The following is a 24018-nucleotide window of genomic DNA, read 5'->3' as shown; positions in this document are numbered from 1 at the left end:
TGTTCCCGAGGCGCGAAGTCACGCCTGACAGTATGGGTGCATGCGATCCCCACAGGTCGAGGCGGCGACGGGGCTGCCCCCGAAGGTGACGATCTACGAGGTCGGCCCACGCGACGGGCTGCAGAACGAGAAGACCGTCGTGCCGGCCGCGACGAAGGTCGAGTTCATCCGCCGGCTCGAGGCCGCGGGTCTCGGCACCATCGAGACGACGTCCTTCGTGCCGGCGAGGTGGGTCCCGCAGATGGGTGACGCCGAGGAGGTGCTCGCTGCCCTCGGCGCCGACGGGGTCGGCCGGCGGCGACCTGCCCTCGTGCCCAACGAGCGGGGCCTCGACCGCGCCGAGGAGCTCGGGCTCAGGGCGATCGCGATCTTCGGCTCGGCCACCGAGACCTTCGCGCAGAAGAACCTCAACCGCTCCGTCACCGAGCAGTACGCCATGTTCGAGCCGGTCGTGAAGCGCGCCCTCGCAGACGGCATGTGGGTGCGGGCCTACGTCTCGATGTGCTTCGGCGACCCCTGGGAGGGCCCGGTGCCGGTCGCCCAGGTGGTCGATACCGCGGAGCGGCTCATGGACCTCGGCTGCCACGAGCTGAGCCTCGGCGACACGATCGGGGTCGGCACGACCGGCCACGTGCACCGGCTGCTCGAGGCGCTGCATGCGCGGGGGATCGGCACCGACCGGGTCGCCGTGCACTTCCACGACACCTACGGCCAGGCCCTCGCCAACACGATGGCCGCCCTGCGCGACGGCGTCTCGGTCGTCGACGCGTCGGCCGGTGGCCTCGGCGGCTGCCCCTACGCCAAGTCCGCCACGGGCAACCTCGCCACCGAGGACCTCGTCTGGGCGCTGCACGGCGCCGGCGTCGAGACCGGGGTGGACCTCGACGCGCTCGTCGAGACGTCGGTATGGATGGCGGGGCAGCTCGGCCGGCCCTCGCCGAGCAACGTCGTCCGAGCCCTCGCCGGCGCTTGAACGGTCCGACCGGCCGGAACGACGGCGAGCCCCGGCTTCAGGAGGGCGTTTCCCCGTGTCGGTCCGGCCGAGTGGCCCACATCAGGCGGGTGGCTGGTCCTTGGTGAGGTGGAGCAGCCAGTCGCGGTCGGTGCGGATCAGCGCGTAGCGCCGCGGCCCGCCCCGCCCGTGGAGCACGAAGACGATCCGGTGGTCGTCGCGGGACTCCTCCTCCCACCAGCCGGTGTCGGCGACCGACTTGTGCTCGTCGGTGTAGGCGAGGTGGTCCATGGCGTGGTCGTCGACCGCGACCGCCAGCCGGTCGTGCCGGCTCGACGTCGGCAGTCCCTTGGGCACCGCCCACGAGCGGAGCACGCCGTCCTCCTCGAGCCGCAGGTCGAAGTGCGGACGCGGCTTGCGGTGGTCGTGGAGCACGTATGCCGGCCGGTGGCCTTCGCGGGATCCCTTGCCTCCCATGGCCGGTCAGGCCTCGAGCGTCGCGCCGGTGATGCGGTGCACCGAGAAGGACTTCTCGTGCCCCGACTCGTCGGTGGCCCGGACCCGTCCGCCCTCGACCCGCTGTGGGTGGATCAGGTGGCGGCTCGTCGCGCCGTGGCCGTCGGAGTAGCCGATCCACACGCCGTGCCGGTCGGCGACCGCGTCGCGCAGCAGCGACAGCGTCACGACGGGGTCCATCGCCTGGATGCGCGGGCCGGGGCGGCTCTCGTCCTCGACGCGACGCTGGTCGGCCGTCGCCTCGGCTGCGCGCAGCCCGTCGACGAGCGACTGGGTGTAGGGCCGGTCGACGGGAGAGACCATCGGGCTGGGGCCGCGACGCCGTGACCCGGCGCGACGGCGCGGCGTCTCGGCGTGGACGACGGTGCCGTCCTGACCCTCGTGCACCGGCGCGAACCCGTTGTCGCGCAGCAGGTCGACGAGCACACGCGGGTCGGCAGAGGACACGAGCACCGTGGGAGCGAGCCGCCGCAGGCGGAGGGGAGCCAGGTCGCGCGACGCGAGCATCGTGTCGAGCACCGCCTCGTCGTCGGAGCGGATGTAGGCAGCGGCGCCGCCGATGCGGGTCTGGCCGTGCTTGCGGGCGACGTCGGACACGAGGTACTCGAGCGGCTGGGGCACCGGGGTGCGACTCGACCGGCGCACCGTCTCGGTGAAGTCCGCGGCGGTCCACCCGGCGTCGAGCGCCCGGCGCACCGACTCGGGCGTGAACCGGTAGACGGTGGCCCCGCCCCGGGACTCGACGTCGGCGGCGAGGCGCATGAACGAGCCGAGACCGCCGACGAGCGGCCCGGGCGCGACGGCGGTGAGGTCTGCCTGGACGAGGATGTGGTCGACGGGGGAGGGCAGGTGCGCCGCCATGCAGGCCGCCACGTCGTCGAGCGAGTCGGGGGAGGCGAGCAGGGCGCGGCCGGCCTCGGACAGGGCGCCGCGACCGGTCACGCCGAGCCAGTCCGCCTCGCGGAGGACCGCCTCGACGGCCTCGTCGAGCACGGCGGCGGACCGGTTGGGCCGGCGCCAGGCGAGGCGCCCGCGGAGCGAGCCACGGTCGGGCGCGCTGCCCTGCTCGAGCGAGGCGAGCTCGCGCAGCACCTCGCGCCGGATCGCCCGGATCGCGGGCCACTGGACGTCCGGGCCGAGGGCGTTGGCGGGCCCGGTGCCGGTGCTCCGGCGGCCGACGAGGTGGGGTGCTCGGGTCGAGCCGAGCCACGCGAGGGCCAGCGTCGCCCACCGGTGCCCGGCCTCGCTCGAGCTCCACTCGTCGATCTCCGACGTGGGAGCCCACACCGGCACGACCTCACCGTCGTCGGCGACGAGGCCCGCGGCATACGCCAGCTCGACGACGAAGGCGGTGTGCTCGGGGTCGAGGTCGAGCGCCAGCTGGGTGACCCGGAGGTCACGGACCGACAGGCCACCGGCGCGGAGCACGCGTGGGGGGTCGGCTCCCCAGGCGGCGGCGAGCTCGTCGACGTGCGTCAGGCACTCGCTCGCGGCGCCGCCGGCGGCGCCGTCGACGAGGGTGACCGAACGAGCCTCGATCGCGGGAGGGGTCAGCTCGACGGACCGGTGCAGGCGCCCGTCGCGCAGCACCAGACCGACCTCGCGGGGCATCGCCACCCGGTCGGTCGACACCGGCACGAGGAGGTGGTGCTCGAGCAGCCAGCGCGCGGTCGTGCGCCCGGGCTGCGCGGTCGGCAGGACGCCGAAGGCCGGCCCCCACGTCATCCGTTCGAGCATGGCGCGCGAGTCGTCGGGGGCCTCGGCGATGGTCGCCCGGATGCGGTCCGGGTCGGCGTGCTCGGGCGGCGCCGACGGTCGCAGCTCGTGCATCGGTGCGCCCAGGCCAGCCACGGTCGTGCCGAGCACCTCGGGAACGGTGCGAACGACGTGGTCGCCGTCGGCGCCGCGCCAGAGGAGGGCGGCGCGCCAGAGGTCCTGCACGATGGTGTCGACGGTCGTGGCGTCGTCGGTGCCGAGCAGGTGCAGCAGCACGCTGCGGTCGGCGGCGTCGCCGGCGACCACGATGGCCTCGAGCACCTGGAGGTGGCCGCGGTCGAGGGCCTCGACGGCCCGCTGCACGCTGGCCCGCGTCCCCGCGCGGGCCGCGAGGCTCGTCAGGTCGGCCGGCGCCGGGCGCGCGAGATCCGGGCGCGCGAGTACGAGGTCGATGAGCTCTGCGTCGCTGCGACCGCGGATGTCGTCGGCGAGGCTCCGGCTCGGGGTGGCCATCCGCCCAACCTACTGCCCTGGCACCCGCCACCCGGCGCCCGTATGCCGTGGGCCTCCGCTCGCGGTGCCGGATCGCCCGCTAGCGTTGCCCCCATGAGCGCGCTCTCACCGGCCCCGGGCGCCGAGCCCGCACCGGCACACCCGACCGGCGAGCAGTGGACCATCGGCCACGGTCCGTTCGAGGCGACCGTCGTCGAGGTCGGCGGCGGCCTGCGCACCCTGACTTGTGACGGCGTCGACCTCGTCGCGGGGTATGCCGCCGACGAGACGTGCGCCTCCGGTCGTGGGCAGCAGCTGATGCCCTGGCCCAACCGGATCCGCGACGGCCGCTACACCTTCGGCGGCACCGAGCACCAGCTGTCGGTGACCGAGGTCCCGCGCGGCAACGCCAGCCACGGCCTCGTGCGCTGGGCACTGTGGGAGCTCGTCGAGCTCGAGGACGACCGCGTCACGGTCGGCTACCGCCTGCACCCGCAGCCCGGCTGGGACCACTTCCTCGACCTGCGCACCTCCTACCTGCTCGACGACTCGGGTCTCGTCGTCACGACGGCCGCGCGCAACGTCGGGCCGGCCGCCGCCCCCTTCGGCTACGGCGCGCATCCCTATCTCGCCATCGGTGACACGCAGCTGGTCGACGTCGAGCTGCGCATCCCGGCCGCGACCTGGGTCGAGGTCGACGAGCGACTGCTCCCCGCGGCGACGCATCCGGTCGACGGCGGGCCGTTCGACTTCCGGGTGGCGCACCGCGTCGACAGCGCCCGTCTCGACACCGCCTACACCGACGTCGTGCGCGACGCGGACGGCCTGTGGCGCTGCACCGTGGCGGCCGCCGATCGCGCGACGACCCTGTGGGCCGACGCAGCCTTCCCGTGGCTGCAGGTCTTCACGGCCATCGCCGAGGACCGCAAGGGCGAGGTCGGCATCGCCGTCGAGCCCATGAGCTGTCCCGCCGACGCCTTCAACTCGGGTGACGGGCTCGTCGTCCTCGAGCCGGGCGAGGAGTGGACGGGCACCTGGGGCATCAGCCCCGCCTGAGGCGCCCGGCGACTCGCGGTGCGGGTGGTGCCGGGCCCCGCCGGACCGGGCAATCCCGTTGCGGTGAGCCGTTAGGGTGGGAACAGAGCGCAAGGAGCGCCATCGAGTCGCGCCGTCGCACGGCCGACCCAGATCTGAACGAGGTGGACTGTGCCGACTGGCAAGGTCAGGTTCTACGACGCGGACAAGGGCTTCGGATTCATCTCCGAGGACTCCGGCGCGGACGTCTTCCTGCACGCGAACGCGCTCCCCGAGGGCGTCACGACCCTGAAGAAGGGCGTGCGTGTCGAGTTCGGCATCGTCGAGGGACGCAAGGGCGCCCAGGCGCTGTCGGTCAAGCTCCTCGACCCGGTCCAGTCGGTCGCCGCCAACATGTCCGCCCGGGAGCGCAAGACGCCCGAGGAGCTCGTGGTCATCCTCGAGGACGTCGTGCAGCTGCTCGACGGCGTCGGCGAGGGCTACCGCGCCGGACGCCGCCCCGACCGCAAGCTCGCCTCGAACGTCGCGCGCGCCCTGCGCGGCCTCGCGGACGAGCTGGAGAAGTGAGCTGATGACCGTCACCGCCCCCAAGACGGACGCCGTGCTGCTGGCCGCGTCCGACCTCGCCCGCAGCGTCCTCGAGGAGGTCGCCGAGCCCGGAACCATCGGCGCCCACCTCGGCATGGACCTGCTCGAGGAGCGCCTCGGCATGCACTGGTTCGAGTGCACGTCGCCGGGCTACCGCGGGTGGCGCTGGGGCGTCAGCGTCGCCCGGGTGCAGCGCGCCAAGGTGGCCACGGTCTGCGAGACCAACCTGCTCCCCGGCGCCGACGCCGTCCTGGCCCCCGAGTGGCTGCCGTATGCCGACCGGCTCGCCCCCGGCGACCTCGGCGCCGGCGACGTGCTGCCCTTCCGGCCCGACGACCCCAACCTCGAGGCCGGCTTCGAGGCCACCGGCGACGAGGACGTCGACCAGATGGCCTTCTTCGAGCTCGGCCTCGGCCGGCCGCGCGTGCTGTCGGCGGAGGGTCGCGAGTCCGCCGCGACCCGGTGGTACTCCGGCGACCACGGTCCCGAGTCCGAGGTGGCAGCCAAGGCGACCGCGCACTGCACGACCTGTGGCTACTTCCTGCCGATGGCGGGCGCCCTGCGGGTGACGTTCGGCGTGTGCGCCAACGAGTGGAGCCCGTCCGACGGCCGCGTCGTCTCGCTCGACCACGGCTGCGGTGCGCACTCCGAGACCGACATGGACCACCCGGAGCCGACGTCGGTCGGTGAGCCGATCGTCGACGAGTTCGCCGTCGACCTCGAGCCCACCGAGCGAGCGTCCGAGGGCGAGGGCCAGCGGCCGACCGAGGAGCAGCACGGCTCGGACGACCCCGTCACCGACTGACGAGGGACCTCGACCTCGGACGAACCACCCGGCATACCCTGGTGGTTCGTGTCGTTCGGGGGCAGCTCAGGCGGCGTCGCGGGCGTTGCCGCGCCCACGGCGCACGTAGACCCAGCCGAGGCAGCCCAGCACGAACCCGGCCACGCACGTCCATGGCCACCAGTCGCGGTCGCCCTGGTGCAGGGCGGGGACGACGAGCGTGACGACGAGGGCGACGACCCAGACGGCGAGCCCGACCTCGATGATCCGCAGCATCGGCACGTGCAACGGCTCGATCTGCCCGGGGCTCGTCGGGTCGGCGGTGGCCGGCGGCACGTCGGGGGTGGTCTCATCGGTCACGCTCCCAGCCTATGGTCTCGTGACAGGCGCGAAACGCGCCACCACTAAGGTGTGCGCCATGTCGACGGATACGCGCATCACCCCCACTCCTACACGGACCGGGCTCGACGACTTCTTCAAGATCACCGAGCGCGGGTCGACCGTCGCGCGTGAGGTCCGCGGCGGCGTCGTCACCTTCTTCACGATGGTCTACATCGTCGTGCTCAACCCGATCATCCTCTCGGGCGTCGTCGACGGCTCGGGCTCGATGATCGGCGGAACCAACGACCTGGTGCGCAGCAAGCTGCTCGTCGCAGTCGGGACGGCCGTCGTCGCGGGCGTCATGTCGATCCTCATGGGTCTCGTGGCGAACTTCCCGATCGCGCTCGCGGCGGGCCTCGGGATCAACGGCCTCATCACCGGGATGGTGCTGACCCACTCGGCAGAGAAGATCACCTTCGCCGACCTCATGGGTCTCGTCGTCATCGAGGGCGTCATCATCCTCGTGCTCGTGCTGACGGGGTTCCGCAAGGCGGTCTTCAAGGCGATCCCCGGACCGCTCAAGGTCGCGATCTCCGTCGGCATCGGCCTGTTCATCGCCTACATCGGCGTCATCGACGCCGGCTTCGCGCGCCGGCCCACGACGCCGGGCTCGGTCCCGAGCGAGCTCGGCATCGGCGGTAGCCTCGACGGCTGGCCGACGCTCGTCTTCGTCGTCGGCGTCTTCCTCATCGCGGTGCTGCTCATCCGCAAGGTCAAGGGCGCCATCCTCATCGGCATCGTCGCGGCGACGGCGCTCGCGATGGTCCTCGAGGCGATCTTCCACATCGGGCCGCGAGTCTTCGACAAGTCGGGCGCCCTGACCAACCCGTCGGCGTGGGCCCTGACGGTCCCGAAGCTGCCCGACACCATCACCAACACCCCCGATCTCGGCATCCTCGGCCAGTTCAGCCTGCTCGGCTCGTTCGAGAAGATCGGCATCGTCACCTCGATCATGTTCGTCTTCTCGCTGTTGCTCGCCGACTTCTTCGACACGATGGGCACCGTCGTCGCGATCGGCACCGAGGCCAAGCTCCTCGACGAGGACGGCAACCCGCCCCGCACCGACCGCATCCTCGTCGTCGACTCGGTCGCGGCCATCGCCGGTGGGGCCGGTGGCATCAGCAGCAACACGTCCTTCATCGAGTCGGCGTCCGGCGTCGAGGAGGGTGCTCGCACGGGTCTCGCGTCGGTCGTCACCGGCGTGCTCTTCCTGCTCGCGACGTTCCTCGCGCCCCTCTTCGCGGTGGTCCCGTCCGAGGCCGCGGCCCCGGCGCTCGTCATCGTCGGGTTCCTGATGATGACGCAGGTCAAGAACATCGAGTGGGACGACATGGAGGTCGCGCTGCCGGCGTTCCTCACGATCGTCCTCATGCCGTTCACCTACAACATCACCGTCGGCATCGGCGCGGGCTTCATCGCCTGGGTGCTCATCAAGATCGCCCGCGGCAGGACCCGCGAGATCCACCCGCTGCTGTGGATCGTCGCGGCCTTCTTCGTCGTGTACTTCATCAAGGCGCCGCTCGAGTCGATGCTGACCTGAGCTCCTCTGCTGCACAGGGTGATCGGGTGCGCCACGTCGCCCGAGCCCGTATGCCGTGAAGGCCCCCTCCCGCTCGGGAGGGGGCCTTCACGGCATCCCCCGGTGCATCGTGGCGCGCCCGGGTTGTCCAGAGTTGGGAATGGTTAGCCGAGGTAATGAGTTAGGCTAAGTATCTCCAGACTGTACTTCCGAGGATCCGCCCTTGACTGCCAAGAACCCCATCGCCCAGCTCTCCAGAGCTGAGCTCGTCTCTCTCTCCAACGACATCCGACTGGCCTGCATGCGCATCTCGCGGCGGGTCCGTTTCGAGTCCGACCGCGAGCTGCCGCCGCACCAGTTCTCGGTGCTCTGCCGGCTCGAGGCCACGGCTCGCACCAACAGCGAGCTGGCCGACATCGAGCGCGTGTCGGCGCCGAGCATGAAGCGCACGACGAACATGCTCGTCGAGCGCGGCTACGTCTCCCGCGCGGACGACCCCACCGACGGACGACAGGTCATCCTGTCGCTGACGACGGAGGGTCGCCGGGCGCTCAAGCGCATCCGCAAGCACCGCGACGAGTGGATGCTCGCGCGCTTCGAGCAGCTGACCGACGGCGAGCGGGAGCTGCTCCAGCGCGCCGCCGCCGTCCTGGCCAAGGTGGCCAGCGAATGAGCCCCACCTTCCACTCGCTCTCGATCCCCAACTACCGCATCTACGCCTCGGGCGCGATCGTCTCCAACGTCGGCACGTGGATGGGCCGCGTCGCCCAGGACTGGCTCGTGCTCACGGTCCTCACCGACCACTCGTCGACCGCACTCGGCATCGTGACGGGCCTGCAGTTCCTGCCGTTCCTCATCCTCGCGCCGTTCGCGGGCATGCTCGTCGACCGTTTCCCCAAGCGACGCATCCTCTTCCTCACGCAGACGGCCCTGCTCGCGACGGCCCTGCTCCTCGCGGTCCTGACCGCGACGGGCGTCGTCGAGCTCTGGCACGTCTACGCGCTCGCCTTCGTCCAGGGCGTCGCGACGGCCGTGGACAACCCGGCCCGGCAGACGTTCGTGTCGGAGATGGTCGACACCGAGCACCTGCCCAACGCCGTCGCCCTCAACAGCGCCTCGTTCAACCTCGGCCGACTCGTCGGACCGGCCGTGGCCGGCCTCGTCATCGCCTGGTTCGGCATCGCCCCCGCGCTCTACATCAACGCCGGGACGTTCGTCTTCGTGCTCGTCGCGCTGCTGCGGATGAACACGAGCCTGCTGACCCCGTCGCCCCGCGCTCGGGGCAAGGGGCAGATCCGGGAGGGACTGCGCTACGTCAAGGGCCGACCGGACCTCGTGCTCATCATGGCTCTCGTCTTCGTGCTCGGGACGTTCGGCATGAACTTCCAGCTCACCATGGCGCTGATGGCCACCAAGGTCTTCGACAAGGGCCCGGGGGAGTACGGCCTGCTCGGCTCGATCATGGCCATCGGTTCGCTGACGGCCGCCCTGCTCTCGGCGCGCCGGGCACGGCCCCGGATGCGGGTCCTGCTGGTCGCCCTGGCCGGCTTCACGGTGTCGACCGCGTTCCTCTCGACCGCGCCGAACTACGTCATGTTCGCCGTCTTCCTCGTGCCGACCGGCCTCGCCGCCCTGACCGCCCTGACCACCGCCAACGCCATGGTCCAGGTCAGCGTCGACCCCGTCATGCGGGGCCGGGTCATGGCGCTCTACATGGCCATCTTCATGGGCGGCACGCCCATCGGTGCCCCGGTGATCGGGTGGATCGGAGACGTGTGGGGTCCCCGTTGGACCATTGCCATCGGCACGGTCGCGGTCGGCCTCAGCCTGGTCGCGGTGGCCCTCTGGGTCTCGCGTCGGCAGAATGTCGCGGTGACCATCCAGACGCACCGTCGCCCCAGGCTCCGCATCCAGCTCGCCTCAGAGGTGCCCACAGCCCCCGAGGTCACGAAGTGAACTTCAAGTTCCGCCACCGGATCACGGTGGCGGCGCTCCTGCTCTTCATCGCGATCGCCGTGATCGCCGCGCTCGTCCACCGCTGAGCGGTTGACGAGCGCGGCCAGCTCTCCACGAGCGCCGGTCTGCAGCACCCGGCCCGGAGCGGCAGCTCAGCCGAGCAGACCGCTGGTCGGGCAGGTGACGACCTTGTCCACGAGGACGCAGACGACCTTGGCCTTGAGCGGGTCGAGGACGCGCACGAGGTCCTTGGGGTCGCCGGGCAGCAGCGGCAGGTGGGGCAGGGCGAGCAGGCGGACGATCTCGGCGGTCAGCGTCGGCACGGGCAGCGACGGAACCGGAGGCAGCGGCGGAACCGGAGGCAGCGGGACACCGGGCACGGACGGCAGGGGCACCGGCAGTCCGGGGGACGGCTTGCTCGGCGCCGGCTGGGGCGCCGGCTTGGGCTGTGCGGACGGCTTCGGAGAGGCCGAGGGCTGCGGGCTGGACGGTCCGGGTGACGGCTTCGCCGAGGAGCTCGGGGTGGGGTGTGCGCTCGACGAAGCCGTCGTACGGGGGGCCGGCGAACCGGCATACGCGAAGCCCGAGCCGTCCGGGGTGGCCGAGCCACTGCCGGCGGCCGGGCGTGCAGCGGGAAGCGCGCTCATCGGGACCACGGTCACGCCGCGGCGGTACGCGTCGGCGATGGACAGGACCGTCCGGACGTAGGCGTCGGACTGGTTGTAGCGCATCACGGCCTTGTAGGCGGCGCCGGGCTGGCGCAGGTCCGTGCCGCCCGAGCACAGCAGGACGCCGGCACCCGTCACGGCGTCGGTGAGGCTCTGCGGGTTGGCGACACCGTCACCGTCACCGTCGCGTCCGGCCAGCTTCCACGAGGACGGGATGAACTGCATCGGCCCGACGGCGCGGTCGTAGACGGGGTCCCGGTCCAGGGCGCCGCCGTCGGTGTCGGTGATCCTGGCGGTGCCCTGCGAGCCGTCGAGCGGGATCCCGATTATCCCGGGACGCGCGATGCCGCTCGCGTCGAGGACGTTGCCGCCGAAGCGCGCGTGGTTGCTCTCGACCCGCCCGATGGCGCCGAGCAGCGCCCAGTCGACACCGCAGCCCGGCTTGATGCCGTCGAGGACGCCGGCAGCGCGCTGGTAGGCGGCGAGGGCCACTGCAGGTATGCCGTTCGCATCCAGACGCACGGGGGCGAGCGAGGCGATGGCCGAGATCGCACCTCGCGCCTCGGGCGGCACGTCGACGCGCGCGTAGTCGGAGGTGAAGGTCTGATAGATCGGGGGCAGCTGCATCGGCGCGGGGGCGGGACCCGCCTGCGGGTAGAGCGGGCTTCCACCCGTGATGGCCTGGTCGGGCACGGTGATGGCCGAGGTCGGCTGGACGGGATCGGTGCCGCGGGTGGCGGCGAACGTGATGCCGGCCGTGACCAGGGCGATGACCGGAACGGCGGCAGCGACCCGGCGCGCGGTGGTGCCTGCGCGGACGATGCGGACCATGGGAACTCCTCGATGCACTTCGCCGCCCCCGTTGGCGGTCTGCTCAGGTCAACGAGCGACCTACCCGAAGGTCACGCCCCCGGACCACCCCCATCGAAACTCCCCAATCGAAAGAGCGATCCGCCCGCGCCCCCGCAATCGAAAGAGCGATTCGTCCGCCTCCGCGCGAAGGTCACCTTCACGCGATCGCGGACGAATCGCTCTTTCGATCTGGACGGCCGATCTGGACGGCGCGGTCAGCTGAGCGCGGAGACCACGTGGTCGACCGCCTGCGTCAGCTTCGTGACGTCCTCGGGGTCGACGGCCGGGAACATCGCGACGCGCAGCTGGTTGCGGCCGAGCTTGCGGTAGGGCTCGACGTCGACGATGCCGTTGGCGCGCAGCGTGCTGGCGACCGCTGCCGCGTCGATCGAATCGTCGAGGTCGACGGTGCCGACGACCTGCGAGCGGGCGGCGGGGTCGGCGACGTAGGGGGTCGTCCAGCTCGTCCGCTCAGCCCAGTCGTAGAGTCGGCTCGAGGAGTCCTTGGTGCGGGCGGTGGCCCAGTCGAGGCCGCCGTTGCCGAGCATCCAGCGCAGCTGGGCGTTGAGCAGGGCAAGGGTGCTGAGCGACGGGGTGTTGTAGGTCTGGTTCTTCAGCGAGTTGTCGATCGCGGTCGGCAGGCTGAAGAAGTCAGGGACCCAACGGCCGGTGGCGGCGATCTGCTCGACGCGGGCCAGGGCTGCGGGGGAGAAGGCCGCGAGCCACAGGCCGCCGTCGGAGGCGAAGCACTTCTGCGGGGCGAAGTAGTAGACGTCGGTCTCGGTGATGTCGACGGGCAGGCCGCCCGCGCCGGACGTGGCGTCGATGAGCACGAGCGCGTCGTCGTCGGCGCCCTCGACCCGCTTGGCCGGGGCCATGACGCCGGTCGAGGTCTCGTTGTGCGGCCATGCGTAGGTGTCGATGCCGGGCTCGGCGTGCGGCGTCGCGAGGGTGCCCGGGTCGGCCTTGACGATGGTCGGGGTACCGAGGAACGGCGCCGCCGCGGTCACGTTGCCGAACTTGCTGGAGAACTCACCGAAGGCGAGGTGCTGCGAGCGTTCGCGCACGAGGCCGAAGGCGGCGATGTCCCAGAACGCGGTCGAGCCGCCGTTGCCGAGGATGATCTCGTAGCCCTCGGGCAGGGAGAAGAGGTCCCGCAGGCCCGATCGGACCTCGCCGACGAGGTCCTTGACCGGCGCCTGGCGGTGCGAGGTGCCGAGCACCGTGCGGCCGAGGGAGCTGAGGTAGTCCAGCTGCTCAGGACGCACCTTGGAGGGGCCGGACCCGAACCGTCCGTCGGCGGGCAGCAGCTCGGCCGGGATGGTGATGGGCGGGGTCACGGCTGGCGCTTCGGTCACGGATTCACCTTGGGAGTGCGGCCACGTGACGAGCAGGTGGCGGACGTGTTGATGGCGGATGACACCGTTGTCACCGCGGCCATTGAACCCCAGGTGCCCACCCCTTGGACACTGGTGATCGTTGCGTGGACACCCCGCGGCGTGCGGCTGTCCCTTCGATGCGGCCGAGCACTACGCGCAAAATCGTTGTCTCCCCACCCGACCGGCGGGATGCTGGAAGGGCCGGATCGCTCGCCGGCGGTCCGGCCTCAGGAAGGGCCGATCATGTTCCTACGTAACGCGACGCGCTCGCTCGCCGCACTGATGGCGGCCAGCGCCGGACTGGTTCTCGGTGTGGCGACGGCTCTCGCCGCCGAGCCGATGTCGGAGGCGACAGGGAGGTCCGGCCTCTGGCCCCCGGTGCCCCGTCTCGCGCGCCCGGTCCTGGCTCCGGACGGCCTGGTGGACTGGGTGTTCGGAGCCGCCCTCCTTGTGGTGGCGACGGTGGCGTTCGCGTATCACCGGCGTGACGGTGGATCGCCGGACTGACGCATCCGCCACTCAGTGCGAGATGTCCGGCGTCCAGCCGGCGACGTCCTCGGGCTTGCGCGGACCCTCGCCGATGTAGCGGGACGACGGCCGGATGAGGCGGCCCGTCTGCTTCTGCTCGAGGATGTGCGCCGACCACCCGGCGGTGCGGGCGCAGGTGAACATCGGGGTGAACATCGCGGGCGGCACCTCGGCGAAGTCGAGGATCACGGCGGCCCAGAACTCGACGTTGGTCGCGAGCACGCGGTCGGGCCGGCGCGCGTGCAGCTCCTCGAGCGCGGCCTTCTCGAGGGCGGCAGCGGCCTCGTAGCGCGGGGCGCCGAGCCGCTCGCAGGCCGAGCGGAGCACTCGGGCGCGCGGGTCCTCGGCGCGGTAGACGCGGTGGCCGAAACCCATCAGGCGGTCGCCCTTGTCGAGGACCCCCTTGACGTAGGCCGCCGCGTCGCCCTGCTGCTCGACGCCGTCGAGCATGTGGAGCACGCGCGACGGCGCCCCGCCGTGGAGAGGCCCGGACATGGCGCCGACGGCCCCCGAGAGGGCTGCGGCGACGTCGGCACCGGTGGAGGTGATGACGCGGGCCGTGAACGTCGAGGCGTTCATGCCGTGCTCGGCGGCGGAGACCCAGTAGGCGTCGACCGCCTCGACGTGCTTGGGGTCCGGCTCGCCGCGCCAGCGGATCATGAAGCGCTCGGTGATGGTGCGGGCCTTGTCGACCTCGCGCTGCGGGACCATCGGCTTGTCGAGACCGCGCGCCGACTGCCCGACGAACGACAGGGCCATGACGGCGGCGCGGGCCAGGTTGTCGCGCACCTCCTCGGCGTCGATGTCGAGCGTCGGCTTGAAGCCCCAGACCGGCGCGAGCATGGCGAGCGCGGACTGGACGTCGACGCGTACGTCCCCGGTGTGCACGGGCAAGGGGTAGGGCTCGGCGGGCGGGAGCCCGGGGTCGAACTCGTTGTCGACGAGCAGGCCCCAGACGTGGGCGAAGTCGACGTGGCCGACGAGGTCGTTGATGTCGACGCCGCGGTAGCGCAGCGCCCCGCCCTCCTTGTCCGGCTCGGCAATCGTCGACTCGAAGGCGATGACGCCCTCGAGGCCGGGCTTGAAGTCGGGGTCGGGCGTGCTGTCTGCCATGTCGGTCCTTGCTGTGCAGGCGGTACCACCGCGGTGTGGAGGGCCGTCAGCCGTCGATGCCGGGAGCGTCGGTCGTGGCTGCCAGACTCACCGTATGCCGTCAGCCGCCGACCAGACGCTCTTTGGTGAAGCCGTTTTCACCACTCGAGACCAACATCACGACGCCGTGCGATTCGAGGGCACGGACTTCACCGGCGCGCACGCCGAGGGCCACAGCTTCCTCGAGTGCTCGCTGTTGGGGGGCACGCTCGACGAGGCGCACCTCGAGGGGTCGCGCTGGTCCGAGTCCGAGTGGCAGCGTGTCGCCGGCGTCGGCCTGAGCCTCGTCGAGGCGAGCCTCGTCGAGACGACGATGGAGGGCTGTCGCCTTGCGGCCGTCTCGGCCTGGGGCTCGACGTGGCGGGACGTGACGGTCCGGGGCGGCAAGGTCGACTTCCTCAACCTGAGGGGCGCCCGGCTCAAGGACGTCGCCTTCGTCGACTGTGTCGTCGTGGAGCTCGACCTCCAGGAGGCGACGGTCGACGGGCTGTCCTTCGAGGGCTGCACGCTGGTGTCGCCGACCTTCGGGCGAGGGAGGTATGCCGCCCTCGACCTGTCCGGAGCCACGCTGCGGTCGCCGGTGGGCCTGGCGGCGCTGCGAGGCGCGACGATGAGCCGCGCGCAGGTCATCGACCTGGCCGACGCCCTCGCCGCCGAGCTCGGCATCGCCGTCGCCGACTGAGCGCAGGGCGGCGGGAGCACGCTGGGCCCCCGGCCTGCACGTCACTGCTGCATGGGGTGCAACAGTGACGTAGCGAGCGGGCATGGTCACCTGGCGGGCGGTGCGGTCCGGCGGCTACGTCAGTGCTGCTTGGGGCGCAGCAGTGTCGTAGGCCCCCCGCGTCAGTTGATCTGGTTGGGCTTGGCCCGACGCAGGGCCGCGGCGGCGGCGTCCTTGGCCCTGGCGGTCGCCCTGACCTTGTCGTCCGGCCGGATCCGCTTCGTCAGGTCGGCGCGCTCGACGAGGGTGGTGACCGGCATGTCGGTCGCCGGGTGCACGCCGACCGCCTCGTCGCCGCTGAAGACGACCCAGTGGGCGGCGTCGCCCTTGTAGACCTTGAGGATGCTGCCGTCGGCGAGCGACCTCGCGTGATCCATCGCCTGGCGACGGGCGCGCTCGCTCGAGATCGCCTTGTTGGCAGCCTCCTTGGCGGGCTCGCGCAGCGCCTGGGTGGCCACCCAGATCTGCGGGCCGTACTTGATGCCGAGCTTGACGCCCTGGGTGACGAGCTTGCCCTTGCCTGCCATGGTGATGACTCCTCAGCGCCCCGGGCGGACCGGGACTGTCGCCGGGACCGCGCGCGCCGTGGCCTGACGTCCGCGCGGACCTTCTCGGGCCAACCCTAGTCTGGGGTCATGGACAGCTCTTCTCGCGACTCCGCCCCCGGGGCCGTCGCTGCCGTACGTCGTGTCGACTACTCCGGCGACGGTCTCGTCGAGTCCGATGTCGCGGCCTCGCCCTACCTGCAGGTCCGGTCCTGGGTCGATGCCGCCGTCACGGCGGCCGCGGACCGCGACGACGTGCCCGAGCCTGCGGCCCTCTCGGTCGCCACCGTCGACGCGACCGGGACACCGGACGTGCGTACCGTCCTGATGCGCTTCCTCGACCCGCGTGGGCCCGGTTTCGTCACCAACCTGGACTCGGCCAAGAGCCAGCACCTGCAAGCCAACCCGCGGGTCGCGGCAGCGCTCACCTGGCCGGCCCTCTACCGCGCGATCCGCTTCCGCGGCACCGCCGAGCTCATCGGCCGCGACGAGGTCGAGGCGTACTTCGACTCCCGGCCCTATGGCTCGAGGCTCTCCGCCTGGGCCTCGGACCAGTCGCGTCCCGCCGCCGACCGGCACGAGCTGGAGCGCCGGTGGCAGGAGGTCCTCGAGCGCTTCCCCGACACCGGCGGCGACCACGACGTCCCGGTGCCCGACTTCTGGGGCGGGTGGCGCATCGTGTGCGACGAGGTCGAGTTCTGGGCCGGGCGGCGCAACCGGCTCCACGATCGCATCGTCTTCCGCCGCACGGGTGACGGCAACCTCGCCGACGCCGACTCGTGGACGAGGCTCCGGCTCCAGCCCTGAGTCCCGCCCACACCCCGGACACGGAACAGGGCAGCCCGACGAGTCGGACTGCCCTGCTTCATCCATGGTGTGGATGGGGACGCGGCTATCGCGTGGCCACCTCACACGCTCCGGAAGAAATCACTTCTCGGATCACCTCCCTTCGGTTTCGATGTCACGACCGTACGTCGGGTCCGAACGAGGCTGCAAGACCTTTGTTCGCAGGCCGGATCGACAGGCGCCCACCTCGGGATCCGGCGCGACCGCGGTGCGGGGCGGACGAGAAGGGCAGCACGCCCGACTCCGAGGCTGTCTCACCCTCGTCCTCGGCCGGATGGGGCGCGGACAGGCTCGCGCCCCCGACGAGCATCGCGAGCAGTACCGGCAGCTCGAGGTATGCCGCGTAGCTCGAGAGGGCGGCATACACCGTCCAGCCCTGGGCGAAGTAGAGGCCGAAGAGCACCGCGAAGACCGCGGCTGCGACGAAGCCGGCGGCCCAGACCCGCGGGCCCGTCGCCCACGGCAGGCGCGCCTCGAAGGCAGCCGTCGCGTCGGGAGCCACGCGCGGCATGAGGGCCACCCAGACGACGTAGCTCATGGTCTGCAAGAAGGCGGAGACGGTGAGCAGCCGCAGGCCCAGGACGGTCGAGGCGGTGCCGGGCAGTGCGCTGGCCGCCAGCACGGAATCACCGTCGCCGACGACGCTGCGCACCATGCCGGGGTCTGCGGTCAGCCACCCGTCGAGCAGCCCGGTCAGGATGAGGGCCGGGATCGCGACGACCCAGAGCACCTGCACCGCCCGGAACGCCCGGCGTCCCCGGCGCGAGGTGATCCGGCGGGACCACTCCCAGAGAAAGAAGAGCGGCACGACGTGGTGGAGGTGGGCCAGCACGACGACGTGGTGGTCCGGGAAGGTCAGCGACGCAGCAGCTGCGACACCGATGACCACGCACGCCGCCACCAGACGGCGGCCGACCAGCACGTGGCGGGCGGCGGCGAGGAGGACGGCGTAGCCGAGAACGATCTCCGCGAGCACCGCCGGCCGTCCGACGACGCCGACGAGGAGGCGGCAGACCACGATGCCCGTGACCAGTGCGACCAGCAGGTCGAGGAAGGGACGGCTCAGGAGCCCCCCGAAGCGTCCGACGACGTAGCGGACCTCGAGGAGGTTGTGCAGGACCCCGAAGAGGATGAGCCCGATGACGGCCGTCACCATGGGAGCCCCGAGTGCGGCCGCTAGCGACACGGCGACCGACCCGAGCATGACGAGCGTGATCGAGAGCGAGCGCGTCACCGCGCTCGCTCCACTCGCCACCTCGCCGCCCGCCACCCGCCCATGTTTTCGTCGGCCGGTCGGGCGGGCCACCGGAGAAACCCAATCGTTAGGGTCCTGTGGCGTGACCGAGATTCGCGGGGACGGCGCCCAGGGGCGCGGCGGCAGCCTGCGCGCGATCGCGCTGTCGGCATACGGCCCCACCCTCCTCGGGTCGACGGGGGCGGGGGCGGTGTCGCCGATCATCGCCGTGTCGGCCCGCGAGCTCGGCGCCTCGGTCGGGGTTGCCGCCCTCCTCGTCGCGATGATGGGCGTGGGTCAGCTGCTCGGCGACCTGCCCTCGGGCGCGCTCGCCGCGCGCATCGGTGAGCGCCGCGCGCTGCTCGTCGCCGCCGTGATCGAGGCGGCCGGCATGCTCGTCTCGGCGCTCGCGGGCGGCCTCGTCATGCTCTTCGTCGGCGTCCTCGTCATCGGTCTGGCGGGCTCCCTCTTCGGGCTGGCCCGGCAGGCCTACCTCACCGAGGCCGTGCCGGTCGCGATGCGGGCGCGGGCGCTGTCGACCCTCGGCGGGGTGCACCGCATCGGCTACTTCGTCGGACCCTTCATCGGCTCGCTCGTCATCGCCGCCTGGGGCACGGAGTCCGCGTATGCCGTGGGCGGCGTCGCGAGCATCGCCGCCTTCGTCCTCGTCCTCCTCGCGCCCGACATCACCGGGTCGGCGCATCGACTCACCGGCGGCGGGCCCCCGCGCAGCGTCGCGTCCGTGCTCCTGCAGCACCGGCACGTCCTGCTGACGCTGGGCACCGGAGCCATGTGCGTGGCCGGCGCGCGTGCCATCCGCGAGGCCCTCGTCCCGCTGTGGGCCGAGTCGGTCGGTTTCTCCCCGGCGCAGACGTCACTCGTCTTCGGCGTGGCCGGCGCCATCGACATGGCGCTCTTCTATCCGTCGGGGTGGCTCATGGACCGCCACGGTCGGGTGGCCGCTGCCGTGCCGAGCATGCTCGTGCTCGGTCTGGGGATGGCCCTGATGCCGCTGGCGACGAGCCTCGTGGCCGTGACGGCCGCCGCCACGGTGCTCGGCATCGGCAACGGTCTCGGGGCAGGCCTCATCATGACCCTCGGGGCGGACGCGTCCCCCGCGGACGGGCGAGCCCAGTTCCTCGGCGGCTGGCGCCTCTGCGCCGACCTGGGAAGGGCCGCGGGCCCGCTGGCGTTGTCAGGGCTGAGCGCCATCATGTCCCTCGGTGCCTCCGCCGTGGTGCTCGGTGCGGGTGCCGTCGTCGGGGCCGGCTGGCTGCGCCTCTGGGTGCCACGGCACGACCCGACCCGGGTTCGCGATCGTGACCCGGCGACGAGCGGTCCGTGAGCGCTCCCCGACTCTGAGAAGGTATGACCGTGACGGACCTGATCGACACCACCGAGATGTACCTGCGCACCATCTTCGAGCTCGAGGAGGAGGGCATCGTGCCCCTGCGCGCGCGCATCGCGGAGCGTCTCGGCCACTCGGGCCCCACCGTGTCGCAGACGGTGGCCCGCATGGAGCGCGACGGGCTCGTCGCCGTCTCGGGCGACCGTCACCTCGAGCTGTCCGACCACGGACGGCTGCTCGCCACCCGTGTCATGCGCAAGCACCGGCTGGCCGAGCGCCTGCTCGTCGACGTCATCGGCCTCGAGTGGGAGTACGCCCACGACGAGGCCTGCCGGTGGGAGCACGTCATGTCCGAGAAGGTCGAGCGCAAGATCCTCGGCCTCATCGGCGAGGGTCTCGAGTCGCCCTACGGCAACCCCATCCCGGGGCTCGACGAGCTGGGCGTGCGCCAGGACGCGGACTTCCTCACCGGCCTGGTCACCTTGGCCGCCGCCGTCGGCGACGCCCCCGCGGTCGTGACGATCCGGCGCATCGGCGAGCCCGTGCAGGTCGACCCCGAGGCGCTGGCGCTGCTGACGAGCGCGGGGGTGATGCCCGGCGCCCGGGTCGCGGTCGTGCGCGACGGTGCCCGTGTCGTCGCCGTCCGGGAGGGCAGCGAGCCGTCCACGGGCGTCTCCCTGCCCTACACGGTCGCCGTCCACGTCTTCTGCCAGTCCGTCTGACCAGCGGGAGTCGTCAGGGTTTGCCCGGCATTGCACGGTCGATATGTGTGGTTATGCCACATCTTGGCCGAGTGTTTGAAAATCCTTTACTTCCGCGTGGCATCGGGGTGACAAGGCCCACTGACTTGGGTACGGTGGGCGAACTTGCTCTCCCCGTCGAGCGAGTGCCCCGGGTCGAACCGCCTAGTCCTGCCATCGACCACGTGGCTCGGCACGAACCGCATGGCAGGAGCGGGGGAACCACTTTCTCCGGGCGTCGAGAGACGCCCTTGGGGTGAAGCCCTCCGTGGACCGAACCTGGTCCGAGCGAAGGCCGGGCAGTACCTCCAGCCCGAACCCGACAGCTCACCTCGCAGGCGTCGAGAGGTCAACCGTGGCTCAGAACGTTCCCGGGCGCCATCGCGCCCCCGGTCGATTCAACGCGATCGCAGAGCTCAAGACGATCGCCAAGGAGTCTGCTCAGCCCGCCGTGAAGGGCGCCGCGATCGTGGCGGCCACGGGTGGCCTCGTCGCCTCGTTCGCCGGCACGGCGAACGCCGCCGACGGCACGAGCAGCGTCACCGCGCCCGCCGCAGTGGGCCCGCAGGTCGGCACCCCGGCTGCCGGCAACGCCCTGTCCTCGATCGGCTACGCCGCGCCCGCCCTCAAGCAGGCCCAGGTCAAGCCCCTCGTGATCGAGGACATCCAGGTCAAGACCGAGCGTGCCGCCCAGCAGAAGGCCGCCGATGAGCTGGCCGCAGCCCAGGCCGCGAAGCAGGCTGCAGCCGACCAGGCCGCCGCCGCGCAGGCCGCCGCTGCTCGTCAGGCCGCCACGCAGCGCGCCTCGCGCTCCACCTCGGCCCAGCGCCCCGCGCTCAACGCCGCTCCGGCTGCGGCCCCCGCCCCGGCACCTGCCCCGAGTGCCAGCGGCATCGTCGGCATCGCGCAGTCGCTCTTCGGTGTGCCCTACGTCTACGGCGGCACCACCCCCTCCGGCTTCGACTGCTCGGGCTTCACCTCGTACGTCTACCGCCAGGCCGGCATCTCGATCCCGCGCACGGCCTCGGCCCAGCAGTCGGCGGCCACGCGGGTCAGCAGCCCCAGCCCCGGCGACCTGGTGTTCTTCGGTACGCCTGCCTACCACGTGGGCATCTACGTCAGCCCGGGCCGCCTGATCGACGCCCAGCGTTCCGGCACGACGGTCGGCAACCACTCGATCTGGACCACGCCCTCGGGCTACGGCCGCTTCTGAGCGACACCTCTCACGCCGCATACGTGATGCCCCCACCGACGTCGGTGGGGGCATCACGCATCTCCCGGCCCGGCAGGCGCCCGTGGTTGACTGAGTCGATGACCGACCAGCCTGCTGCCGAGTCCACGACCCTCATCGAGCTCGACCTCTGGGGCGACCTGACCTGCCCGTACTCCTGGATCGCCAAGCGCCGCGTCGAGGCTGCCGTCGCAGCCTTCGAGCGACCGCACGACGTCAGCGTGCGCCTGCGCTCCTTCGAGCTGCACCCCGACGTGCCGGTGGGCGGCCAGGTGCCCGTGGACGAGCACCTGTCGATGCAGCACGGTGACGCGGGCGCCGGTCGGCTCCTCAACGCCAAGGCCAGCGAGGTGGCCCAGGCTGACGACCTCGTCTTCGACTGGGACCGCGCGGTGCGCGCCAACACCTTCGACGCCCACCGGCTGTGCGCCCTCGCCGGGGAGATGGGTGGGCCGGCCCTGCGGTCGGCCGCGGTCGAGCGCTTCCACGCGGCCCACTTCACCGAAGGCCTCGCCATCGACGACCACGAGGTCCTGCAGCGCCTTGCGGCCGAGTGCGGACTCGACGAGCGTCGCGTCTCCGCGGTCCTCGCCTCCGAGACGTATGCCGAGCACGTGCGGGCCGACGAGGAGCAGGCGCGGTCCATGGGAGTCACGGCGACACCGTTCGTCGTCGCCAACGGGTATGCCGCGGTGTCGGGGGCACATCCGGTCGAGGACTACCTCGCGCTCCTGCGCGGGGTGGCCACCCAGACCGTCTGACCTTCGCCGGGCCGCCGGGCCGCCGGACCACGGTCAGGTGTCGTCTGCGGCGCCTCCGGCCTGCGCCTCCGCCTCGAGCTCCGCCTGGACCGCGGTGGCGATCATCAGGCCGAGGGTCGTGGTGATCTTCTCGCCGGCTGACATGGCCTTGGGGCCGCCGATGATGGGCGCCACGGCAACGAGCACGCTCTGGGCGTCCTCCAGCGTCAGCTCGGTGTCGGCGGCCGCCGCGATGTTGAGCACGTAAGAACTGGCGGGGGCGTCGACGGCCGCCAGCGCGGCCAGGCGTACGAGCATGAGCACCTCGGGGCTGAGGTTCGCCCGTACGACGGATGCGGCGGTCATGTCCGCGATGGTGTCGATCAGTGGCGTTTCGTCTGACATGGTGCGTTCCTCTCGGTCGTGGAAAACTTTGGTCGGGCGGACGGCGTCAGGCGAGGGCCTTCGCCTTGAGCCCGTCGAACTCCGACTGGGTGATGGTTCCCGAGTCGAGCAAGGCCTTGGCGTCGGCGATCTGCGAGGCAGGGGTGGTGGTGCTCGTCCCCGCTACCTGCTGGATGTAGTCGGCCTGCGCGGCCTGCCGCTCGGCCGCGGCGGACATCTGCCGCTTCGTCATGCTCCGGCCGCGGGCGATCAGGTAGATGAGGGCGCCGAGCCAGGGCAGGAAGATCAGGACGATGGACCAGCCGGCCTTGGCCCAGCCGCTGAGCTCGGAGTCGCTGAAGAGGTCGAAGATGCACCGGAACCACACCATGATGGCGGCGATCCAGATGAAGAACCAGAAGCTCCAGAGGAGGACCTCCCCGAAGCTGTTGGTCATGGAGTCCATGCGTTGCTCCCTAGGCTCGTGTCCGTCGGGCGCCGGCCTGCCGAGAGAGCGCAGGTGCGTCGCCGAGGGACGTGATGTGTGGCCTGACAGCCAGGCCCACAACTCCAGACTCGGTCGCCGCAAGGGAGGACGCATCGCCCGTCTCGGGTGAGATGTGCGCCGTCGCCTGGGGGCCCTGGGGAACCGTCTGGAGCCGCTTGGGCACGAGAACGGGCTGGAAGGCCCCGTCGATGTCTGCGGCCGGGGACGCGCGGTGCGGTGGATCTGCGTGACGATGGCGTCGACTCGAGGTGCCCGTCCTCGGTGGGAGCACGGGTGCTCGCGACGCCTGATGTGCCAGCCCGGCATCACGGGACCCGGCTGGGGGAGCAGGGCGGCCATCGCTTGCCGTGGCCGGCGGATCAGCCTCTGCGGATGATGCCGCGCACGCTAGTCGCGGTCCGGGATCCCACGACGTCCTGCTGACGGACCGCGGTCCGCCTCGTCACTTGAAGTAGGCGAAACCACCTGCTGCTTCGACACGATTCGAGCTGTCGAAGCCGACCGCAACACGTGTCGGATCGGGCCAGCCGACCTTCGCGAACTCCGCCCGCACCGCGTCACGCATCTCGTCGAGCCACTCGCGCAAGCTCGAGGCGAGCCGGGCCTGGATGCCCGCCGGTTGTCCGGGGACGGGGAAGTACCACTCGGGCAGAACGTCGTCCGGCGCCCCCGTGAGGAGGACCCAGACGACGAGGTTCTCAGTCCCGATCTCGACGGCGCCGTACCAGAACACCGACTCGACGTGCACCCCGTCCCGGGCCTCTTGCTCGAGGATTGCGCGGGCCGCCCCCACTGCGTCCTCCGCTGCTTGCTGGGCGTCCACGGGAGGGACTGTATCCCCAAGCCAGCAGCGGCACGACGAATCAATCAAGCGTGCGCGCGAACGTGCGCGAGAAATGGGTTGGTGCCCCCGGCAAGATTCGAACTTGCGACACCCGCTTTAGGAGAGCGGTGCTCTATCCCCTGAGCTACGAGGGCGGGGCATGGCTGAAGCCCTCACTGGAAACCTCGCTACAAGGGTTGCTGTAACCCTCGTTGTAACGAGGCCCGTCGGGCCGGCCAACGGGGACAGGCTACTGGACCTCTCCGGCGCTTTGGTGCAGGGCAGCCCACGGTGCGACGAGACGCACCATCAGCGGCGTGAGCTGTAGACGCAAGTGGGTGTGTCGGGAGACGTCGTGAAGCCCTCGTCATGGCGGGGAT

Annotated in this window: 25 protein-coding genes, 1 tRNA gene and 1 riboswitch; of the genes, 14 read left to right on the top strand and 12 right to left on the bottom strand. The window is 71.6% G+C overall.

Translation table 11 applies throughout. The features are described from left to right. Window positions 1-40: 40 nt before the first annotated feature. The gene (locus tag AC1DIW_RS12700; RefSeq protein ID WP_478108566.1) at window positions 41-973 is read left to right on the top strand and encodes a hydroxymethylglutaryl-CoA lyase; all 933 of its coding nucleotides are present in this window, start codon (window positions 41-43) and stop codon (window positions 971-973) included. 81 nt (window positions 974-1054) lie between these two features. Here the strand turns inward: AC1DIW_RS12700 and AC1DIW_RS12695 are convergent, their stop codons facing one another. Both AC1DIW_RS12695 and AC1DIW_RS12690 read right to left on the bottom strand, forming a co-directional pair. After that, complete coding sequence (locus tag AC1DIW_RS12695) at window positions 1055-1429, bottom strand: DNA polymerase ligase N-terminal domain-containing protein (protein ID WP_478108564.1); 375 nt, start codon at window positions 1427-1429, stop codon at window positions 1055-1057. A gap of 6 nt (window positions 1430-1435) precedes the next feature. Then, window positions 1436-3697, bottom strand: coding sequence for a helicase-associated domain-containing protein (locus AC1DIW_RS12690; protein ID WP_478108563.1), 2262 nt, complete (start codon window positions 3695-3697; stop codon window positions 1436-1438). Window positions 3698-3790: 93 nt separating this feature from the next. On the opposite strand from AC1DIW_RS12690, the gene AC1DIW_RS12685 reads away from it, so the two are divergent. The 3 genes from AC1DIW_RS12685 (at window position 3791) to AC1DIW_RS12675 (ending at window position 6104) form a co-directional block, all read left to right on the top strand. Then, entirely contained in the window at window positions 3791-4732 is a 942-nt protein-coding gene (locus AC1DIW_RS12685; protein ID WP_478108561.1) for an aldose 1-epimerase family protein, read from the top strand. Between the two features lie 150 nt (window positions 4733-4882). After that, window positions 4883-5278 (top strand): cold-shock protein, encoded by a 396-nt coding sequence (locus tag AC1DIW_RS12680; protein WP_344253457.1) that lies wholly within the window; start codon window positions 4883-4885, stop codon window positions 5276-5278. Between the two features lie 4 nt (window positions 5279-5282). Further along, complete coding sequence (locus AC1DIW_RS12675) at window positions 5283-6104, top strand: DUF3027 domain-containing protein (protein WP_478108560.1); 822 nt, start codon at window positions 5283-5285, stop codon at window positions 6102-6104. Window positions 6105-6170: 66 nt separating this feature from the next. On the opposite strand, the gene AC1DIW_RS12670 is transcribed toward AC1DIW_RS12675, so the two are convergent. Continuing rightward, window positions 6171-6443 carry a DUF2530 domain-containing protein gene (locus AC1DIW_RS12670; RefSeq protein WP_442279755.1) on the bottom strand — a complete coding sequence of 91 codons (273 nt, stop codon included), beginning with the start codon at window positions 6441-6443 and terminating at the stop codon, window positions 6171-6173. A 58-nt stretch (window positions 6444-6501) separates the two neighbouring features. On the opposite strand from AC1DIW_RS12670, the gene AC1DIW_RS12665 reads away from it, so the two are divergent. The 3 genes from AC1DIW_RS12665 to AC1DIW_RS12655 all read left to right on the top strand — a co-directional run bounded on the left by AC1DIW_RS12665 (window position 6502) and on the right by AC1DIW_RS12655 (window position 9939). Next, the gene (locus AC1DIW_RS12665) at window positions 6502-8004 is read left to right on the top strand and encodes an NCS2 family permease (protein ID WP_478108558.1); all 1503 of its coding nucleotides are present in this window, start codon (window positions 6502-6504) and stop codon (window positions 8002-8004) included. Window positions 8005-8206: 202 nt separating this feature from the next. After that, the gene (locus AC1DIW_RS12660; protein WP_478108557.1) at window positions 8207-8656 is read left to right on the top strand and encodes a MarR family winged helix-turn-helix transcriptional regulator; all 450 of its coding nucleotides are present in this window, start codon (window positions 8207-8209) and stop codon (window positions 8654-8656) included. Beyond that, a complete protein-coding gene (locus AC1DIW_RS12655; RefSeq protein ID WP_442279752.1) occupies window positions 8653-9939 on the top strand; it encodes an MFS transporter in 1287 nt (428 codons plus the stop codon). Before AC1DIW_RS12660 ends, AC1DIW_RS12655 begins: the two co-directional genes overlap by 4 nt. 152 nt (window positions 9940-10091) lie before the next feature. Here the strand turns inward: AC1DIW_RS12655 and AC1DIW_RS12650 are convergent, their stop codons facing one another. Both AC1DIW_RS12650 and serC read right to left on the bottom strand, forming a co-directional pair. Then, window positions 10092-11438 (bottom strand): lytic transglycosylase domain-containing protein, encoded by a 1347-nt coding sequence (locus tag AC1DIW_RS12650; RefSeq protein WP_478108555.1) that lies wholly within the window; start codon window positions 11436-11438, stop codon window positions 10092-10094. A 236-nt stretch (window positions 11439-11674) separates the two neighbouring features. Continuing rightward, window positions 11675-12799, bottom strand: coding sequence for a phosphoserine transaminase (serC, locus tag AC1DIW_RS12645; RefSeq protein WP_478108858.1), 1125 nt, complete (start codon window positions 12797-12799; stop codon window positions 11675-11677). A 63-nt stretch (window positions 12800-12862) separates the two neighbouring features. Between serC and AC1DIW_RS12640 the strand changes: the two genes are divergently transcribed. Then, window positions 12863-13345: a hypothetical protein gene (locus tag AC1DIW_RS12640; protein WP_478108553.1), complete on the top strand. Its 483-nt coding sequence runs from the start codon at window positions 12863-12865 to the stop codon at window positions 13343-13345. Window positions 13346-13357: 12 nt separating this feature from the next. Here AC1DIW_RS12640 and AC1DIW_RS12635 read toward each other — a convergent pair whose 3' ends face one another. Next, complete coding sequence (locus AC1DIW_RS12635) at window positions 13358-14479, bottom strand: citrate synthase 2 (protein ID WP_478108552.1); 1122 nt, start codon at window positions 14477-14479, stop codon at window positions 13358-13360. Between the two features lie 166 nt (window positions 14480-14645). Here AC1DIW_RS12635 and AC1DIW_RS12630 point away from each other — a divergent pair, with 166 nt between their 5' ends. Continuing rightward, window positions 14646-15200, top strand: a complete 555-nt coding sequence (locus AC1DIW_RS12630) for a pentapeptide repeat-containing protein (RefSeq protein WP_442279748.1) — start codon at window positions 14646-14648, stop codon at window positions 15198-15200. 161 nt (window positions 15201-15361) lie between these two features. On the opposite strand, the gene AC1DIW_RS12625 is transcribed toward AC1DIW_RS12630, so the two are convergent. Further along, window positions 15362-15766: a hypothetical protein gene (locus AC1DIW_RS12625; RefSeq protein ID WP_478108550.1), complete on the bottom strand. Its 405-nt coding sequence runs from the start codon at window positions 15764-15766 to the stop codon at window positions 15362-15364. A gap of 108 nt (window positions 15767-15874) precedes the next feature. Between AC1DIW_RS12625 and pdxH the strand changes: the two genes are divergently transcribed. After that, window positions 15875-16591 (top strand): pyridoxamine 5'-phosphate oxidase, encoded by a 717-nt coding sequence (gene pdxH / locus AC1DIW_RS12620; protein ID WP_478108548.1) that lies wholly within the window; start codon window positions 15875-15877, stop codon window positions 16589-16591. A gap of 154 nt (window positions 16592-16745) precedes the next feature. On the opposite strand, the gene AC1DIW_RS12615 is transcribed toward pdxH, so the two are convergent. Further along, the gene (locus tag AC1DIW_RS12615; protein ID WP_478108547.1) at window positions 16746-17864 is read right to left on the bottom strand and encodes a hypothetical protein; all 1119 of its coding nucleotides are present in this window, start codon (window positions 17862-17864) and stop codon (window positions 16746-16748) included. 103 nt (window positions 17865-17967) lie between these two features. Between AC1DIW_RS12615 and AC1DIW_RS12610 the strand changes: the two genes are divergently transcribed. From AC1DIW_RS12610 to AC1DIW_RS12595, 4 genes are all read left to right on the top strand, one after another. Continuing rightward, complete coding sequence (locus AC1DIW_RS12610; protein ID WP_478108545.1) at window positions 17968-19209, top strand: MFS transporter; 1242 nt, start codon at window positions 17968-17970, stop codon at window positions 19207-19209. Between the two features lie 29 nt (window positions 19210-19238). Then, window positions 19239-19934, top strand: coding sequence for an iron-dependent transcriptional repressor DtxR (locus tag AC1DIW_RS12605; protein WP_442279743.1), 696 nt, complete (start codon window positions 19239-19241; stop codon window positions 19932-19934). A gap of 206 nt (window positions 19935-20140) precedes the next feature. Beyond that, window positions 20141-20305, top strand: a riboswitch (cyclic di-AMP (ydaO/yuaA leader). A 2-nt stretch (window positions 20306-20307) separates the two neighbouring features. After that, entirely contained in the window at window positions 20308-21165 is an 858-nt protein-coding gene (locus tag AC1DIW_RS12600) for a C40 family peptidase (RefSeq protein WP_442279742.1), read from the top strand. A gap of 98 nt (window positions 21166-21263) precedes the next feature. After that, window positions 21264-21944, top strand: coding sequence for a DsbA family oxidoreductase (locus AC1DIW_RS12595; protein ID WP_442279741.1), 681 nt, complete (start codon window positions 21264-21266; stop codon window positions 21942-21944). 33 nt (window positions 21945-21977) lie between these two features. Here AC1DIW_RS12595 and AC1DIW_RS12590 read toward each other — a convergent pair whose 3' ends face one another. The 4 genes from AC1DIW_RS12590 to AC1DIW_RS12575 all read right to left on the bottom strand — a co-directional run bounded on the left by AC1DIW_RS12590 (window position 21978) and on the right by AC1DIW_RS12575 (window position 23793). Beyond that, entirely contained in the window at window positions 21978-22328 is a 351-nt protein-coding gene (locus AC1DIW_RS12590; RefSeq protein WP_478108542.1) for a carboxymuconolactone decarboxylase, read from the bottom strand. A 46-nt stretch (window positions 22329-22374) separates the two neighbouring features. Continuing rightward, entirely contained in the window at window positions 22375-22773 is a 399-nt protein-coding gene (locus AC1DIW_RS12585) for an SHOCT domain-containing protein (RefSeq protein WP_478108540.1), read from the bottom strand. Window positions 22774-23257: 484 nt separating this feature from the next. Next, window positions 23258-23638 carry a hypothetical protein gene (locus tag AC1DIW_RS12580; protein WP_478108538.1) on the bottom strand — a complete coding sequence of 127 codons (381 nt, stop codon included), beginning with the start codon at window positions 23636-23638 and terminating at the stop codon, window positions 23258-23260. A gap of 79 nt (window positions 23639-23717) precedes the next feature. Beyond that, window positions 23718-23793, bottom strand: a tRNA-Arg gene (locus tag AC1DIW_RS12575). Between the last annotated feature and the right edge of the window lie 225 nt (window positions 23794-24018).

This window comes from Terrabacter sp. 01T434 (assembly GCF_056398545.1).
Note: the sequence above shows the minus strand (reverse complement) of the source record. Positions and strands in the feature narration are given on the sequence as shown.